The organism is Acidovorax sp. JHL-9, from assembly GCF_000426205.1.
GTDB lineage: Bacteria > Pseudomonadota > Gammaproteobacteria > Burkholderiales > Burkholderiaceae_C > Acidovorax > Acidovorax soli.
Map to the genome: position 1 here is coordinate 1 of NZ_AUEX01000003.1, position 16,216 is coordinate 16,216.

A 16,216-nucleotide genomic window follows, 5' to 3' on the forward strand; every position below is an offset into this window, starting at 1 on the left:
TGCGGTGACCACGGCCGAGGTGACAGACCGCAAAGGAGCCCTGCAGGCACTGCAGCGCTGCAAACTGGCTTTGAGCCGAGTGCAAGCCTTGCTGTGTGACAGCGGCTATGTAGGCAAGCCGTTTGTCCAGGGCGTGCAAGACATACTGGGCGCACACGTCACCGTACAGATCGCCAAGCGCAGCGAGCTTCACACGTTCAAGGTAATGCCCCAGCGCTGGGTGGTGGAGCGCAGCTTTGCGTGGTTGGAGAAAAACCGAAGGTTGTGGAAGAACTGCGAGAGGTTGCTCAACACCAGCCTGCAGTTCGTCCATCTGGCATTCTTGGCGCTACTACTCAAAAGACTTTGAACAGGCTCTAAGATAAGGGAACCCAATAACGAGGACCAATGATGAAACAACTTTTAGGGATTGCGGCCGTTGTGATGACTTTGCTGAGCGGGTGTGCGGTGTACACGCCGAGCGGCGCGGTGGTAGTGGATAGCCCGCGCGGTGGAGGGAACTTCTGCCCACCTGGGCAGGCAAAGAAAGGCAATTGCTGAGAATTCAGCCCACACAGAAAGCCCGCATTTGCGGGTTTTTTGTTGAACCAACGAAAACAGCTTGTGAAATCAAGCTATTGCTCAGGCTTTGTTCAAGTGCCGGCTCATAGCTGGAGTTGGCCCTTCAACCACTGCGGCTGGAGACGCCGCTGAACTCGGTCAATTCCTGAATCTCGATGAGCCTTCCGCCCCCATACGATTTCCTGACGCAGGCGGCGTTAGGCTCCAGCCATGGGCAATAACAATCTCTCGCGCACCATCCTTGCCCTGCTGGCCTGGACCATCGCCTGGATCGGGATGGTCGGGCTGGAAAGCCGGCTGGACCTGGCCAACCTGTCCATGCTGCTGGTGCTGGCATCGGCGCTGTCCGCCCTTTGGCTGCCCGGTTGGGCCAGCCTGGTGGCCAGCGCAGTGGCAGTAATGGCCTTCAACTGGTTCTTTGTTCCTCCAAGGCTGACCTTCTCCGTGGATCTGCGCCAGAACGCACTGCTGCTGGTGGCCCTGCTGCTGGTGAACTGGATCATCGCAGGCTTGGTCATTCGCCAGCGCCGCCTGGTCGAGGCCGCGCGCACGGTGGCAGCACGGGAAGCGCGACTGCGGCAGTGGGGCGATATCCTGCGCGATGCCGGGGACCCGGCCGCCCATGCTGCGGCGCTGCGCACAGCTCTGCAGGAAGCCACCGGGAGCGCGGTGGCGGTGTCGGTGCTGCGCGCCTTGGACAGCCAACCGGACGACACTGCTGCCCTGCAGGTGGGTGAGCCGAACGACGAACAGCGCGCCGGCTTGGCCCTGTGTGTGCGCGATGGGCGTGCCATAGGCGCCGGCAGTGGCCGTTACGACGGGCTGCCCGACGCCTATCTGCCCTTGCGCGGCCGTGGCGTCGCCATGGGGGCTGCATTGATCACGGGCTTGGCCCGTCATCCGCAGGGGTACGAACTGCGCCCCCACCTGCAGGCGTTGTGCGACCAAATGGGCAGCGCCCTGCACCGCTCGCTGATGGCGGCGCAGGAGCAGCAGGCGCGCGATCAGGCCCAGCTGCAAGCCACCCGCAACGCCCTGCTGGCGGCCATCTCGCACGACTACCGCACGCCGCTGGCCTCCATCATGGGTGCGGCCTCCGCCCTGCAAGAACAGGGCGAGCGCATGGACAATGCGCAGCGCCAGCTGCTTGCCGCCGGCATCGTCGAAGAAAGCGAGCGACTTGCGCAGCTGACCGACAACACCCTGCAGCTGGCGCGGCTGGATACATCGGCGGTGCAGTTGCGCTGTGACTGGGAGTCCGCGGAAGAGATCGTCGGCGCGGTGCTGCGGCGCGCCCGTCGCCGACCCGAGGGTGCACGCGTGCGCGCCAGGGTGGAACCCGATCTGCCCCTGCTATGGTGCGACGCAACCCTGGTGTCGCAGTTGCTGGACAACCTGCTGGACAACGGCCTGAAGTACAGCCCGGCTGATACCCAAGTGGAACTGCATGCTGCGCGCGATGGGGAGTGCGCGGTGCTCGCCGTAAGCGACCAGGGACCAGGCATTGCACCCGCTTGGCGCGAGAAAGTGTTCGAAGTCTTCCAGCGCGGCGAAATGGGGGCAGCGGGGCCCCATGCGGACGCTGGTCGCGGTGCCGGCGTGGGCCTGGCCGTGTGCCGCGCCATCGCCCGCGCACACCAGGGCGAACTGCTTTTGCACCCGGGTGCCGACGGCGGCTGCCGCTTCGAATGCAGGCTACCGCTGCATCGAGAGGGCCCGCCGCCACAGTTGGCACCTGCGGTCCAGGAGACCCAGCCATGAGCCATCGCATCCTGCTTGTGGAAGACGACCGGGTGCTGCGCAGCGCGTTGCGCGAGGCACTGGCCATCGAGGGTTACGCTTTGCGTACCGCGGCCAGCCTGACCGACGCTCGGGCACAGCTACAGCACGTGCCGCACGGCGAGACCATTGACTTGGTGCTGCTGGATCTGGGCCTGCCCGATGGCGAGGGGCAGGCGCTGCTGGCCGAGATCCGCCGCAATAGCTACACGCCAGTCATCGTGATTTCGGCCCGCGAGTCTGAGGGGCAGAAGATTCGCCTGCTCGACGAGGGGGCCGATGACTACCTCGTGAAGCCTTTTGGCATCGGCGAGCTGCTGGCGCGCATGCGCGTGGCCCTGCGCCGCAGCGGCCGCGCCAGCGAGCCAGCGCTGTTGCACTACCGCCACGGCCCACTCGCGGTGGACCTGAAGGCCCGCCGCGTGCGGTTGGCCGATGTCGACATTCGGCTCACCCCCACCGAATACGCCCTGCTCGCACGACTGGTACGCCAGGCCGGCCAGGTGGTCACGCATCGCCATCTGCTGGCGGACGTGTGGGGTGCCGAGCACACCGAACAAACCCATTACCTGCGCCTGTACATGGGCCAGCTGCGCGCCAAACTGGAGGCCGACAGCGCCGACCCGCAGCACCTGCTGACCGAGCCCGGGGTGGGCTACCGGCTCGCCGAGCCAGACGCCACAGACTGAGGTCAAATCGGGTTGCTTATGCAATCCTGATGTGTGGTGGTGCATCGTGGCAGCCTTGTGCATCCACAGACCCCCCATGCAGCACCCCGACACCGCCCCCCTGCCCAGCACGACTCCCCACACAGGCCACAAGCAGGGCCTCGCAGCCCTCACACTGGCCGCCATCGGCGTCGTCTATGGCGACATTGGCACCAGCCCTCTTTACACCGTCAAGGAGATCTTTGCGCCGCACACCGGCGTGCCGCTGGACGCACCGCACCTGATCGGCGCGGTCTCCACCATCATCTGGGCACTGATGCTGGTGGTTACGCTCAAGTACGTGATCTTGATCCTGCGCGCCGACAACCACGGTGAAGGGGGTGGCCTGGCACTGACCGCTCTGGCCGCCCGCGCAGTGGAGCAGCGCCCGGCTTTGCGCAACGGCCTGCTGCTCTTGGGCGTGTTCGGTGCCACGCTGTTCTATGGCGACAGCCTGATCACCCCGGCCATCTCGGTGCTGGGCGCGATGGAAGGCTTGGAGGTCCTGACCCCAGCGCTCAAGCCCTGGGTGGTGCCGGCCACGGTGGCCATCCTGATCGGGCTGTTCCTCATGCAGCGCTTCGGCACGGCAGTGGTAGGCCGATTTTTCGGACCGATCATCGTGCTGTGGTTCACCGTACTGGGCGCGGTGGGCGCCTGGCACATCGCGCAGGAGCCGGCCATCCTGGCGGCCCTGAACCCACAACATGCCTGGGAGTTTTTGTCAGCACGCGGTTGGCATGTCTTCGCGGCAGTGGGTGCCATCGTGCTGGCGCTGACCGGCGCAGAGGCGCTGTACGCCGACATGGGCCACTTCGGCCGCAGGCCGATCCAGATCGCGTGGACCGGCCTGGTGCTGCCCGGCCTGGCACTGAACTACCTGGGCCAGGGGGCGCTGCTGATAGGCGACCCCTCGGCGATCCAGAACCCCTTCTATCGCCAGTTCCCCGAAGCCTGGCTGCCACCAGCGCTGGTGTTGGCCACGCTGGCCGCCATCATCGCCTCGCAAGCCGTCATCTCCGGTGCGTACTCGCTGACCAAGCAGGCGATCCAGCTGGGCTTCCTGCCGCGCATGCGGGTGCGCTACACCAGCGCGCGCGAAATGGGCCAGATCTACATGCCCGGTGTCAACTGGGCCCTGTTGATCGGCGTGCTGGCAGTGGTGCTGTTCTTCCGCAGCTCCTCAGCGCTGGCCAGCGCCTACGGCATTGCCGTGACGCTGACCATGATGATCACCACCGTGCTGACTTACTTCGTGGTGCGCGAAGGCTGGCGCATGCCGGCACCGGTCGCCATCGGCGCCACTGCATTTTTCCTGGCTATCGACGCGCTGCTGGTCGCCGGCTGCGCCATCAAGTTCCTCGACGGCGGCTGGTTTCCGCTCACCTTGGGCCTGGCGCTGTTCGTGCTGATGAGCACCTGGCGGCGGGGGCGCGAACTGCTGATGGACAGCATCCGCCGCGACGGGCTCTCGCTGCAGGACTTCATCGCCCCACTCGATCCCCGCAGCGTGAGTCGTGCTGAACGCACCGCCGTGTACCCGGTGGCCGACCCCGACACCGTGCCGCAGGCCCTGCTGCACAACCTCAAGCACAACCAGGTGCTGCATGCGCGCAATGTGATCCTCACGGTGCGATTCCACGATGTGCCCTGGATACCGATGGAACGCCGGGTGGACGTGCAGGCTCTGGACCACGGCTTCTGGCGGGTGCAGGTGAATTACGGCTTCATGAACACGCCCGACATACCGAAGGCGCTGGAGCTGACCGCCTCGCACGGGCTGGCGGTGCCGCTGTTCGAGACCAGCTACTTCCTCAGCCGCGAGACCGTGGTGCCCTCACCGGGCGGCGGCATGCCGGACTGGCGCAAAAAACTGTTTGCCGCCATGAGCCAGAACGCCGGCGGCGTCGTGGAGTTCTTCCGCCTGCCGGGCAACGCAGTGGTGGAGCTTGGAACGCGGGTGCCGATATGACGGCCGTATGACGGTGGAATTGAGGCCTGGGCCAAGGTTGTAGCAACCAGCTCAGTCGCGGTTTGCCGGCGAACTTGCGCAATGTGTCGCAAGCCTTCATCCAAAACCAGAAATCGCGACCGGACGGGCAAGGCGCCCACTGCCAGCACGGTCGCCTTGCGTCACGTCAAAACTCCAGCAACGTCAAAACGCCACCTTCACACCCACTGTCACATTCCGCCCCATCAACGGTGCGGCATTCTTGATGAACGAGGTGTGCGCATACGCCAGCCGGTCCGTCAGGTTGTTCGCCTTCAGATACACCTGCCACGGTGCGCCGCTGCTCAGCTGGCCGTTGTAGCTCATGCCCATATTCAGCATGCCGTAGCCGGGCGTGGCGGTTTCAAACGCGGCCACGCGGTTCTGGCGGGCCACCTGCACCCATTCGACCTGGCCTTCCCAGGCCTGCCAGCTGGCATCCAGCCGCACCCCTGCGCGGGTGGCGGGGATGCGGGGCAGCAGGCCGCCGCCATCGAGTTTGGCGCGCACGGTGTCGCCAAACAGGGTGATGCCCAGATGGCGGTTCAGGCGCTGGCGCACCTGGCCTTCGATGCCGGTGAAGGTGGCATCCTGCTGGCTGTATTGCAGCAGTTGCAGGCCGTCTGCCTCGTCGAGCGTGCGGCCGTAGATGTAGTTGTTGATGCGATTCCTGAAGATGCTCACGCCAAAGGTGGTGTCGCCGCTGGTCTTGCGCAGGCCGAGGTCGATGTTGTGCGAGATCTCGGACTTCAGGTCGGCGTTGCCGCGCTCGTAGGTGCTGGTGGCCATGTGCAGGCCCTGGGCGTACAGCTCTTCGGCGGTGGGGGCGCGGCTGGCGCGGGTGAACGAGGTACCCACCTGGTAGCCGGGCGTGAACTTCCACACCGCGCCCAGCGATGCGGACGTGCCGTTGTGGCTGCGCTCGATGCCGCTGGTCTGGGCCTCGGCCGTCTGGCGGTCGTGGCGCAGGGCGGCTTCAAGGCGCCAGTCACCCAGGCGGACTTCCTCCAGCGCAAAGAAACCCAGTTTGCGGGTCATGGTGGGTTCGACATAGGCTTCTTCACCGTCGGCGCTGAACTTGCGTTGCGAGGTCTGCAGGCCGATCACGCCCTTGAACCCGGCCACGGGTGCGTGCTGCAGCTCGATGCGGGTGTCGTAGGCCTTGTTCTTGAAGGTGGTGCTGACGGCGCCGTCCTCGATCTCGTCATGCCGGTAGTCGGTAACGCCCGCCCGCAGCCGCAATGCCGAGAAGCCGGCAAACGGGTTGCGCAGCTCGCCCCGGATGTCGAGGCGCTCGCTGCGCAGGTCGACCACCGGCACGTCGCCAGGCGCTTCAGCGCCATGGTCGTGGCCATCATCCGCTTCGCCTGCGTGCGCGCCGCAGTGCAGGTGGTCACCATCGGCATGGCAGCCGTCAAAGCTGTGGTTGTGGCCTGGCAGGCCGTATTTGGCGGTCTGGCGGGTGTAGGCGGCGCCCAGGTAGCCGCGCTCACCCACCCACGACAGGCCCACACTGCCGGTGTCGGTGCGGTTGAAGCTGCCCGGCACCTTGTTGCCACCCGCCCAGCCCTTGCCTACGCGGTAGTCGCCCGCGTCGCGCGCCACGCCTTCGACGTGCACGGCCAGGTTGCCGGCGCCGCCGGTGAGCGAGAAGGCCCCTGCCCCCTCGCCTGCTCCGGTGTTGGCACGCAGCTCAGCGCTGCCCTCGATGCCCTTTTGCGGGATGGCGGTGGGCACCTTGCCGTCGAGCACGTTGACCACGCCGCCCACGGCGCCGTTGCCGTACACCAGGGCCGAGGGGCCGCGCAGCACTTCGATCTGCGTGGCCAGCAGGGGCTCGGAGACCACGGCGTGGTCGGGGCTGATGGTGGAGGCGTCGTGCAGCTCGGCGCCGTCGCTCAGCAGCTTGACGCGCGGGCCGTCCATGCCGCGGATGATGGGGCGGCTGGCACCGGCGCCAAAGTGGCTGCTGGTGATGCCGCGCTCGCTGCTGAGCGTTTCGCCGAGCGTGGCCTCGCGGCGGCGCACAAGTTCGTCGCCCTCCAGCACGGTGGCGGGGGTGGTCATGTCGCTGGCGCCCAGTTGCAGGCCGCTGGCGGACACGGTGACGGGGGGCAGGCCGGGCGCTTCGGCGGGAGAAGCGGCAGCTGCGGCCTGCGCATGGGCCAGGCTGGTGCCCGACAGCGTGAGGATGGCGGCCAGTGCAACGGGGTGCAGGACCGGATGGCTGCGGCTGCTGTGTGCGGGTACAAGGATGTTCATGGTGTTTCTGAAAAAAGGGGCGCGCACCGGCGCAACCAGGTCCTGGCGCAGGGGCACGATTTCATGCGCTGTGGCATGAAAACGGAATAAAAAGCGGCTGTAGCGCTTGGTCATCAAGCGCTAGCAGCTATGAAATCAGGGGGGGACAGCGCGTGCTGCGGTGCAGTGGCTGCGGGAGTCAGGCCACCGGAGGGCCGCGGGCCTGGAATGGCGTGAACCACCGCAGCAGGACGGCTTCGGAGCGGTAGGCCAGCCGTGCCGGCACGGGCGCCAGGGCTGGCAGCGCCATGGGGGCGCTGTGCAAGGCATCGCCCAGGGCCAGCTGGTCGAGCAAGAGGCAATCGGGCGCGGCATGGTCGCCCCAAAGGGCCTGCAACAGGCCCGAGGCCTGGTCTGTCGCATGCGTCCCGGCCATGCCACCATGGAACGCCGCCGCCTGCGGGACGTGCCCCGCGTGCACCGGGTTGCCGCGGCCGCCGTGGGCCACCTCGTGCAGGCGGCCCACGGTGGGCGCAATGACCAGGGCCAGCAGCAGCCACACCAGCGCAGCCCGGGCCGAGAGCTGCTGCAGCCAGCGCCCGCACACGCCCGTCCGGCGGGCCGTGGCCTGCAGGACTGAAAGGGCTGGGGAGGCTGCTGGCAGACTCACTTTGGTATCACTTTGATAGCAGCTGGCGTATGCGGGAAAGGCGCAAGAGCCTTATTTTATTCAGATCTTTGCCACTGCCCGCTCAGTCGGGCTTCAGATACCGTGCAAACGTCTTGCGAAACTTCTCCACTTTCGGCCCCACCACAAACGCGCAATAACCGGCGTTCGGATGGTTGGCAAAGTAGTCCTGGTGGTAGGCCTCGGCCGCGCTGTAGTTGGTCAGCGGCTGCACCTCGGTGGTGATGGGTGCACCGAACAGCTTGTCTTGCGACATCTGGCTGATCATGTCGTTGGCCATCTCTCCGTGCGCAGGGTTCTCGTAATAGATGCCGCTGCGGTATTGCGTGCCCACATCGTTGCCCTGGCGGTTCAGGGTGGTCGGGTCGTGGGTGTGGAAGAAGATTTCCAGGATTTCCTGCAGGCTGATCTGGTCGGCATCGAACGTCAGGCGCACCACCTCGGCGTGGCCGGTGTCGCCCTGGCAGACCTGCTCGTAGCTGGGGTGCAGGGTGTGGCCGTTGGTGTAGCCGCTTTCCACGTCGGTGATGCCGCGCACCCGGACAAAAACCGCTTCGGTGCACCAGAAGCAACCGCCGCCGAGCGTGATGGTTTGCTGTGTCATGGCAGTTTCCTTGTCTGTGTAGCGCCGCATTATGAATTGACGCCGCTGCGGGCGCTGGCTATATTACTAACCAGTCAGTCATTAACAGATGCAGTCTGAATCTTCCCCTCTTCCCGGCACGGTGGCCAAACGCGAGCGGCGCAAGCAGGCGCGCCCCGGCGAACTCATCGGTGCCGCGCTGGAACTGTTTGTCGAAAAAGGGTATGCGGCCACCCGGGTGGACGAGGTGGCGGCGCGCGCCGGGGTGTCCAAGGGCACGCTGTTTCTGTACTTTCCCAGCAAGGAAGAGCTGTTCAAGGCCGTGGTGCGCGAAAACATCGCGGGCCGTTTTGCCGAGTGGACGCTGGAGCTCGACGCCTTCGAGGGCAGCACCGACGACCTGCTGCGCTACTGCTACCAGGTGTGGTGGGAGCGCATCGGCAGCACCAAAGCCTCGGGTATCACCAAGCTGATGCTGAGCGAGGCGCACCATTTTCCTGAAATCACCCAGTTCTACCAGCGCGAGGTGATGGGGCCGGGCCAGGCGCTGATCCGCCGCATCCTGCAGCGCGGCGTGGACCGCAAAGAGTTTCGGCCGCTCGACATGGACTGCGCGGTGTACCTGGTGCTGGCCCCGATGATCTTTCTGATGCTGTGGAAGCACTCCATGGGCGCCTGCGTGCCGGATGCCGAGGACCTGGACCCCGAAAAATACCTGGCCATGCAGGCCGACAACATCCTGCACGGCCTGTGCGCGGCCGCGCCCTCCTCCGGTCCTTCAACGACCTGATCGCCATGAAACGCTGGATTGCCTGGGTGGCTGTTGCCATCGCCGTTGTGCTGGTGGGTGGTGGCGTCTGGCGTGCGCTGGCCGCGCGGCAGGCGCAGCAAAAGGCCCTGGCCGAAGCCAGCGCGCAGGTCAAGGAAGCCATGCTGGACCTGGCACCGGGCGAACTGGTCACCGTGCGGCGCCAAAGCCTGGCCCTCGCGGTGCCGGTGTCGGGCGCGCTGCGCGCCGTGGAATCCGCCATGGTCCGGGCCCGCGCGGCGGGCGAGCTGCAGGGCCTGACCCTGCGCGAGGGCGACAGCGTGCGCGCCGGGCAGGAAATCGCCCGCATCGACCCCACCGAGGCCCGGGCCCGCCTGCGCCAGGCGCAGCAGCAGGCCGATGCCGCCAAGGCGCAGGTGGACATCAGCCAGCGCCAGTTCACCAACAACCGTGCGCTGGTGGACCAGGGCTTCATTTCCGCCACGGCACTGGTCACCTCGCAGGCCAGCCTGGAGGCCGCGCAATCGACCTACCAGGCGGCGCTGGCCGCTGCCGATGTGGCGCGCAAGGCGCTGGACGACACGGTTCTGCGCAGCCCTTTGAAGGGCCAGGTGGCGCAGCGGCTGGCGCAACCCGGCGAGCGCGTGGGGGTGGATGCCCGCATCGTCGAGGTGGTGGACCTGTCGCGGCTGGAGCTCGAAGCCCTGCTGAGCCCGGCCGATTCTTTGGCCGTGCGCGTGGGCCAAAAGGCCCGCCTGCGGATCGAGGGCGTGGCCAGTCCGATCGTGGCCACGGTGGCCCGCATCAACCCCAGCGCCCAGGCCGGCAGCCGCACCGTGCCGGTGTACCTGGTCATCGAGCAGGGCGCGGCGGCATCGGTGCTGCGCCAGGGCCTGTTTGTGCAGGGCGCGCTCGACACGGGGCATGCCGATGTGCTGGCATTGCCGCTGGACGCCGTGCGCACCGATAAACCGGCGCCCTACGTGCAGGCGGTGCAAGGCGGCCGCGTGGCGTATCTGCCGGTCAAGACCGGCCGGCGTGCCATGGTGGGGGGCGACACGCTGGTGGCCATCGAGGGTGTGCCCGAGGGCACTGCCGTGGTGGCCGGGCGCATGGGCTCGCTGCGCGAGGGCACGCCCGTGCGCATCCTCGAAAACACGCCAGCAGTCACGCCCGCAGCCTCTGCATCGCGCGCCGCGCCGTAAGCAGCCATGTGGTTCACCCAGGTCAGCCTGAAAAACCCGGTGTTCGCCACCATGGTGATGCTCGCCATCGTGGTGCTGGGCCTGTTTTCCTACCAGCGCCTCAAGGTCGATCAGTTTCCGGACATCGACTTTCCGGTGGTGGTGGTCACGGTGGACTACCCCGGCGCCTCGCCGGAAATCGTGGAGAGCGAGGTAACCAAGAAGATCGAGGAAGGCGTCAACTCGATTGCCGGCATCAACGCCCTCACCTCGCGCAGCTACGAGGGCACCGCCGTCGTCATCATCGAGTTCCAGCTGCACATCGATGGCCGCAAGGCGGCCGAAGATGTGCGTGAGAAGGTGGCCATTGTCCGCCCCACCCTGCGCACCGAGGTGAAAGAGCCGCGCGTGCTGCGCTTTGACCCCGCCAGCCGTGCCGTGTGGTCGCTGGCCGTGCTGCCCGGCGACCAGGCCGGGGGCACGGAACGCAGCGCCGTGGAGCTGACCACCTGGGCCGAGCAGATCCTGAAGAAACGGCTGGAAAACGTGCGTGGCGTGGGTGCCGTGAACCTGGTGGGCGCCACCCGGCGCGAGATCAACATCTACCTGAACCCGCAGGCGCTCGAAGCCTTTGGCGTGACCCCCGACCAGGTGGTGGCTGCCGTGCGGAGCGAAAACCAGGATTTGCCCGTGGGCGCCATCCGCTCCCTCGCGCAGGAGCGCGTGGTGCAGATCGACGCGCGCATGCAGCGCCCCGAAGACTTTGGCCGCATCATCGTGGCCAGGAAAAACGGAGCACCGATTCGGGTGGAACAGGTGGCCCGCGTCCACGATGGCGCACAGGAAGTGGAAAGCCTGGCGCTGTACAACGGCCAGCGCACGCTGCTGCTGTCGGTGCAGAAATCGCAGGGCGAGAACACCATCGAGGTGGTGGACGGCCTGAATGCCGCCGTGGCCGAACTCCAGCGCCAGCTGCCGCCCGGGGTGCGCCTGGCAACCATTGGCGACAGTGCCCGCCCGATTCGCGTGGCGGTGAACAATGTGCGCCAGACGCTGATCGAGGGCGCCCTGCTCACGGTGCTGATCGTGTTTCTGTTTCTGAACTCATGGCGTTCCACCGTCATCACGGGCCTCACGCTGCCGATTGCGCTGATCGGCACGTTTTGGTTCATGAACCTGTTCGGCTTCACCATCAACATGATCACGCTGATGGCGCTCTCCCTGTGCGTGGGCCTCTTGATCGACGATGCCATCGTGGTGCGCGAGAACATCGTGCGCCATGTGCAGATGGGCAAAAACGCCTACCAGGCGGCCATGGATGGAACACAGGAGATTGGCCTGGCCGTGCTGGCCACCACGCTGTCCATCGTGGCCGTGTTCCTGCCCATCGGGTTCATGGGCGGCATCATCGGCAAGTTCTTCCATGAGTTCGGCATCACCATCGTGGCCGCGGTGCTGATCTCGATGTTTGTCAGCTTCACACTCGACCCGATGCTGTCGAGCCTCTGGCATGACCCCAGCATCCACGCGCATGGGCAGCGCAACGCGCCGGTCACGTTCTACGACAGGACCATCGGCCGCGTGACGGGCTGGTTCGACCGCGCCACCGATGCGCTGGCCGAGGCCTACCAGGGCATTCTGCGCTGGTCGCTGGTGCACAAGCTCGCGACCCTGGGCATCGCGCTGGCCATTTTTGTGCTGAGTGTCTTCATGGTGCCGCTCCTGGGCACCGAGTTTGTTCCCAAGGCCGACTTTTCCGAAACCACCGTCAATTTCTACACGCCCGTGGGCTCGTCGCTCGAAGCCACCGAGGCCAAGGCGCGCCAGGTGGAGGGCATCCTGCGCGGGTTTCCCGAGGTGCGCTACACGCTGTCCACCCTCAACACCGGTAACGCGCAGGGCAAGATGTACGCCAGCATCTACGTGCGCCTGGTGGACCGCAAGGACCGCAGCCGCAGTGTGGACGCCATGTCGGGCGTGCTGCGCGAGCGCCTCAAGCAGGTGCCCGGCATCACCGTCACCCATGTGGGCCTGCTCGACCCGGTGGGTGGCCAAAAACAGGTGGAGTTTTCACTGCAGGGGCCGGATCTGCAGGAGCTGGAGCGCCTGACGAAAACGGTTTCCGAAAAGATCCACGGCATTCCGGGCCTGGTGGACCTCGACACCAGCGCCAAGCCCGACAAACCCGTGATCGCGCTCGATGTGCAGCGCGATGCGGCGTCGGACCTGGGGGTGTCGGTGGCGCAGCTGGCCGCCTCGCTGCGCACGCTGGTGGCGGGTACCACGGTGGGCAACTGGCGCGCGCCCGATGACCAGACCTACGACGTGAACGTGCGCCTGGCCCCCGAGGCCCGCACCACGCCGCAGGACCTGGAACGCCTGCCCTTTGCGCTGGCGGCAGCCGATGGCGGCACGCGCATCGTGCGCCTGAACCAGGTGGCCCGGGTGAGCGAATCCACCGGCGCCAACCAGATCAACCGGCGCGACCTCACGCGCGAGGTGGCCGTGACGGCCAACGTGGCCGACCGATCGGCGGGCGAGGTGTCGAATGACATCAAGAAAGCGCTCGACAGCGTGGCCTTCCCCCCGGGCTACCGCTACCAGTTTGGCGGCTCCACCAAGAACATGGCGGAGTCGTTCGGCTACGCCATCTCGGCGCTGGTGCTGGCCATCGTGTTCATCTACATGATCCTGGCCAGCCAGTTCAAGAGCTTCCTGCAGCCGCTGGCGCTGATGACCTCGCTGCCGCTCACGCTGATCGGCGTGGTGCTGGCGCTCATGATGTTCCGCTCCACGCTGTCGATGTTCTCCATCATCGGGGTGGTGATGCTGATGGGCCTGGTCACCAAGAATGCCATCTTGCTGGTGGACTTTGCCATCCGGGCCCGGGCGGAGCATATCGACGATGCCGGCCATGCCGTGCCCGGCCTGCCCCGCGCCGAGGCCCTGCTGCTGGCCGCCCGCGTGCGGCTGCGCCCCATTTTGATGACCACGCTGGCCATGATTTTTGGCATGGTGCCGCTGGCGTTTGCGCTGTCCGAGGGCTCGGAGCAGCGCGCACCCATGGGCCAGGCCGTGATCGGCGGCGTGATCACCTCCTCGCTGCTGACGCTGGTGGTGGTGCCGGTGGTGTACTGCTACATGGACGATCTGGCCCGCTGGGCACTTGCCCGCCTGGGCCGTGGCCAGCCCGCGCCCGTGGCCCCTAAAATCAAGGGTTTGTCCTGACCCGTCTTCCCCTGGAGAGATTCCATGAACATGCCTCTGAACACGTCTGCCAACATCAGCGATCCCGTTGAACAGGCCCGCTACAACATGATCGAGCAGCAGATCCGCCCCTGGAACGTGCTCGATGCCGACGTGCTGGAGCTGCTGTCGGTGGTGCGCCGCGAAGACTTCGTGCCCCCGGCCTGCCGCAGCATGGCCTTCATGGACATCGAAATCCCCTTGCTGGGCAGCGACGCCAAGGAAGCCGTTCGCCTGGGCCACAGCATGCTGCAACCGCGCCTGGAAGCACGCACGCTGCAAGACCTGAAGATCTTGCCCACCGACCGCGTGCTGGAAATCGGCGCCGGTTCGGGCTACATGGCCGCGTTGCTGGCCCAGCGTGCCGAGAGCGTGGTCTCGCTCGAAATCGAGCCCGCGCTGGCCGAGATGGCGCAAGACAATCTTCAGCGCGCCGGCATCGCCAACGCCCATGTGCGCGTGTCGGACGGCTCCCGCGATGCCGTGCCCGAAGGCCCGTTCGACGTGATCGTGCTCAGTGGCTCCGTGGCCAGCATTCCGCAGAACCTGCTGTCGATGCTGCGCGAAGGTGGCCGCCTGGCCGCCATCGTGGGCCAGGAACCCGTCATGCGCTTCACGCTGGTGCGCCGCACGGGCGAGCGTTTCGACACCACCCAGCCCTGGGACACCGTCGCGCCGCGCCTGGTGGGCTTTGCCGAACCTTCGGATTTTTCCTTCTGATTGGGCGGCGAGGAGTTCTGGATGATCGACCATGTACGCCCCGCGCAGCTGTCCGCCTGGTTTGCGCAGGTTGCCGCCGAAGGCCAGCCGCTGGTGCTGGACGTGCGCGAGCCCTGGGAATTGCAAACCGCCAGCGTGCGCACGGACGGGTTTGAACTGGTGGCGATTCCCATGGGGCAGCTGCCTGGCCGGCTGGCCGAGCTGGACCCTGCCCGCCCCCTGGCGTGCCTGTGCCACCACGGCGCCCGCAGCCTGCGCGTGGCGGCTTTCCTGGCGCAGCAGGGTTTTGGAACGCTGGCCAACATCACGGGCGGCATCGATGCGTGGTCCTGCGAACACGACACCACCGTGCCGCGGTACTGAAATGCGCCGGCCCACCTGGTTCACGCCACCTCTTGCGCCCAGAACGACCTGAAGGACCTCCATGAACCTGCTTCGGCTACTTCCCCTGGCCCTCGCCACCGCCCTTTGCACGCCGGCGCAGGCCCAGAGCCTTGTGCAACTGGTGGACGCAGCGCGCGGCTACGACACCGTGTGGCAGGCGGCCAAGCTCCAGCTGGATGCGGCCTCCAGCCGCGCCGAACAGGCCCGTGCCGGCCTGCTGCCCAGTGCCGGCCTGTCTGCCGGCGTGTCCCGCGCCAGCACCGAAATCACCCGTCCCAAGGTGGACTTCAACGGCAGCTCGCAGAACGTGGGGGTGAGTGCCTCGCAGCCTTTGTTCCGCCCGGCCAACCGCATCGCCTTCCAGCAGGGCCAGCGCGGCGTCGATGTGGCGCAAGCCCAGCTGGACGCCGCCACCCAGGACCTGCTGGTGCGCGTCAGCCAGGCTTACTTTGATGTGCTCGCGGCCCAGGACACGCTCACTTTCGTGCAGGCGCAAAAAGCGGCCGTTTCCGAGCAGCTGGCTTCCGCCAAGCGCAATTTCGAGGTGGGCACCTCCACCGTGACCGACTCGCGCGAGGCCCAGGCCCGCTACGATCTGGTCATCGCCCAGGAAATTGCCGCCGCGAACGACCTGCGTGTGAAAAAGCTGGCACTCGACCAGCTGGTGGGCGTGACCGGCACCCAGCCCCTGCCCCTGGTCCAGCCGGTGCCGCTGCCCACCGTGCAGCCCGACAACGTGGCGCAATGGGTGCAGACGGCGCAGGAGCAGCAGCCGGCCGTACGCCAGGCCCAGATCGCCCTGGACATCGCACGCCTGGAAACCCGCAAGGCCGGCACCGGGCATCTGCCCACGGTGGACCTGCAGGCCGGTTACAACATCGTGCGCAATCCCAACGGCACGGTCACCATGCCGGGAATCAACGGCCGCACCAACAATGCCAGCGTGGGCGTGGCCCTGAACCTGCCGCTATTTGCCGGTTTTGCCGTGCAGAACCGCATCAAGGAAACGCTGGCCCTCGAAGAAAAGGCCGCTGCCGACCTCGAAACCGCGCGCCGCAACGTGGCGCAGGCCACCCGCGCCGCCTTCTTTGGCGTGCAGTCCGGCCAGGGCCAGGTGCAGGCCCTGGAAGCGGCCGAAGCCTCCAGCCAGAGCGCGCTCGACGCCAACAAGCTCGGCTACCAGGTGGGCGTGCGCATCAACATCGATGTGCTCAATGCCCAAAGCCAGCTCTACCAGACCAAGCGCGACCTGGCGCAGGCGCGCTACAACGTGCTGCTGGGTACCCTCAAGCTGCGCCAGGCGGCCGGCACGCTGTCGGAAGACGACGTGGCCGCCATCAACCGCTTGCTGCAGCAGCCGTAGC

The 16,216-nt window shown here is 66.6% G+C and carries 13 protein-coding genes; 10 read left to right on the forward strand and 3 right to left on the reverse strand.

Annotated elements, in window-relative coordinates; genetic code table 11:
* From K225_RS0102935 to K225_RS0102950, 4 genes are all read left to right on the forward strand, one after another.
* A partial coding sequence (locus tag K225_RS0102935) for a transposase (protein WP_026435017.1) occupies positions 1–349 on the forward strand: 349 nt, incomplete at its 5' end.
* A gap of 422 nt (positions 350–771) precedes the next feature.
* On the forward strand, positions 772–2,322 hold the full coding sequence (locus K225_RS20245; RefSeq protein ID WP_051248632.1) for an ATP-binding protein: 1,551 nt from the start codon (positions 772–774) through the stop codon (positions 2,320–2,322).
* On the forward strand, positions 2,319–3,029 hold the full coding sequence (locus K225_RS0102945; protein ID WP_026435018.1) for a response regulator: 711 nt from the start codon (positions 2,319–2,321) through the stop codon (positions 3,027–3,029). Before K225_RS20245 ends, K225_RS0102945 begins: the two co-directional genes overlap by 4 nt.
* Before the next feature lie 76 nt (positions 3,030–3,105).
* Positions 3,106–5,019, forward strand: a complete 1,914-nt coding sequence (locus K225_RS0102950) for a potassium transporter Kup (protein WP_051248633.1) — start codon at positions 3,106–3,108, stop codon at positions 5,017–5,019.
* Between the two features lie 183 nt (positions 5,020–5,202).
* Here the strand turns inward: K225_RS0102950 and K225_RS0102955 are convergent, their stop codons facing one another.
* From K225_RS0102955 to msrA, 3 genes are all read right to left on the reverse strand, one after another.
* Positions 5,203–7,299 carry a TonB-dependent receptor domain-containing protein gene (locus K225_RS0102955; RefSeq protein ID WP_026435020.1) on the reverse strand — a complete coding sequence of 699 codons (2,097 nt, stop codon included), beginning with the start codon at positions 7,297–7,299 and terminating at the stop codon, positions 5,203–5,205.
* 178 nt (positions 7,300–7,477) lie between these two features.
* Complete coding sequence (locus K225_RS0102960; RefSeq protein WP_155885212.1) at positions 7,478–7,948, reverse strand: hypothetical protein; 471 nt, start codon at positions 7,946–7,948, stop codon at positions 7,478–7,480.
* 82 nt (positions 7,949–8,030) lie between these two features.
* On the reverse strand, positions 8,031–8,570 hold the full coding sequence (gene msrA / locus K225_RS0102965; protein WP_026435022.1) for a peptide-methionine (S)-S-oxide reductase MsrA: 540 nt from the start codon (positions 8,568–8,570) through the stop codon (positions 8,031–8,033).
* An 88-nt stretch (positions 8,571–8,658) separates the two neighbouring features.
* On the opposite strand from msrA, the gene K225_RS20250 reads away from it, so the two are divergent.
* The 6 genes from K225_RS20250 (at position 8,659) to K225_RS0102995 (ending at position 16,215) form a co-directional block, all read left to right on the forward strand.
* Positions 8,659–9,339 carry a TetR/AcrR family transcriptional regulator gene (locus K225_RS20250; RefSeq protein ID WP_034711673.1) on the forward strand — a complete coding sequence of 227 codons (681 nt, stop codon included), beginning with the start codon at positions 8,659–8,661 and terminating at the stop codon, positions 9,337–9,339.
* A 5-nt stretch (positions 9,340–9,344) separates the two neighbouring features.
* On the forward strand, positions 9,345–10,523 hold the full coding sequence (locus K225_RS0102975) for an efflux RND transporter periplasmic adaptor subunit (protein ID WP_026435023.1): 1,179 nt from the start codon (positions 9,345–9,347) through the stop codon (positions 10,521–10,523).
* Between the two features lie 6 nt (positions 10,524–10,529).
* The gene (locus tag K225_RS0102980; RefSeq protein WP_026435024.1) at positions 10,530–13,730 is read left to right on the forward strand and encodes an efflux RND transporter permease subunit; all 3,201 of its coding nucleotides are present in this window, start codon (positions 10,530–10,532) and stop codon (positions 13,728–13,730) included.
* Positions 13,731–13,754: 24 nt separating this feature from the next.
* A complete protein-coding gene (locus K225_RS0102985) occupies positions 13,755–14,468 on the forward strand; it encodes a protein-L-isoaspartate O-methyltransferase (RefSeq protein ID WP_026435025.1) in 714 nt (237 codons plus the stop codon).
* Positions 14,469–14,489: 21 nt separating this feature from the next.
* Positions 14,490–14,831 carry a rhodanese-like domain-containing protein gene (locus tag K225_RS0102990; RefSeq protein ID WP_026435026.1) on the forward strand — a complete coding sequence of 114 codons (342 nt, stop codon included), beginning with the start codon at positions 14,490–14,492 and terminating at the stop codon, positions 14,829–14,831.
* 61 nt (positions 14,832–14,892) lie between these two features.
* A complete protein-coding gene (locus tag K225_RS0102995; protein WP_026435027.1) occupies positions 14,893–16,215 on the forward strand; it encodes a TolC family outer membrane protein in 1,323 nt (440 codons plus the stop codon).
* The last annotated feature ends 1 nt before the right edge of the window (position 16,216 follow it).

Bases quoted from the DNA above. Each gene is read 5' to 3' on its own strand.
- K225_RS0102985 (WP_026435025.1), top strand. From the start codon at position 13,755: ATGAACATGCCTCTGAACACGTCTGCCAACATCAGCGATCCCGTTGAA.
- K225_RS20245 (WP_051248632.1), top strand. From the start codon at position 772: ATGGGCAATAACAATCTCTCGCGCACCATCCTTGCCCTGCTGGCCTGG.
- K225_RS0102950 (WP_051248633.1), top strand. From the start codon at position 3,106: ATGCAGCACCCCGACACCGCCCCCCTGCCCAGCACGACTCCCCACACA.
- K225_RS0102975 (WP_026435023.1), top strand. From the start codon at position 9,345: ATGAAACGCTGGATTGCCTGGGTGGCTGTTGCCATCGCCGTTGTGCTG.
- K225_RS0102945 (WP_026435018.1), top strand. From the start codon at position 2,319: ATGAGCCATCGCATCCTGCTTGTGGAAGACGACCGGGTGCTGCGCAGC.
- msrA (WP_026435022.1), bottom strand. From the start codon at position 8,570: ATGACACAGCAAACCATCACGCTCGGCGGCGGTTGCTTCTGGTGCACC.
- K225_RS0102955 (WP_026435020.1), bottom strand. From the start codon at position 7,299: ATGAACATCCTTGTACCCGCACACAGCAGCCGCAGCCATCCGGTCCTG.
- K225_RS20250 (WP_034711673.1), top strand. From the start codon at position 8,659: ATGCAGTCTGAATCTTCCCCTCTTCCCGGCACGGTGGCCAAACGCGAG.
- K225_RS0102980 (WP_026435024.1), top strand. From the start codon at position 10,530: ATGTGGTTCACCCAGGTCAGCCTGAAAAACCCGGTGTTCGCCACCATG.
- K225_RS0102990 (WP_026435026.1), top strand. From the start codon at position 14,490: ATGATCGACCATGTACGCCCCGCGCAGCTGTCCGCCTGGTTTGCGCAG.
- K225_RS0102995 (WP_026435027.1), top strand. From the start codon at position 14,893: ATGAACCTGCTTCGGCTACTTCCCCTGGCCCTCGCCACCGCCCTTTGC.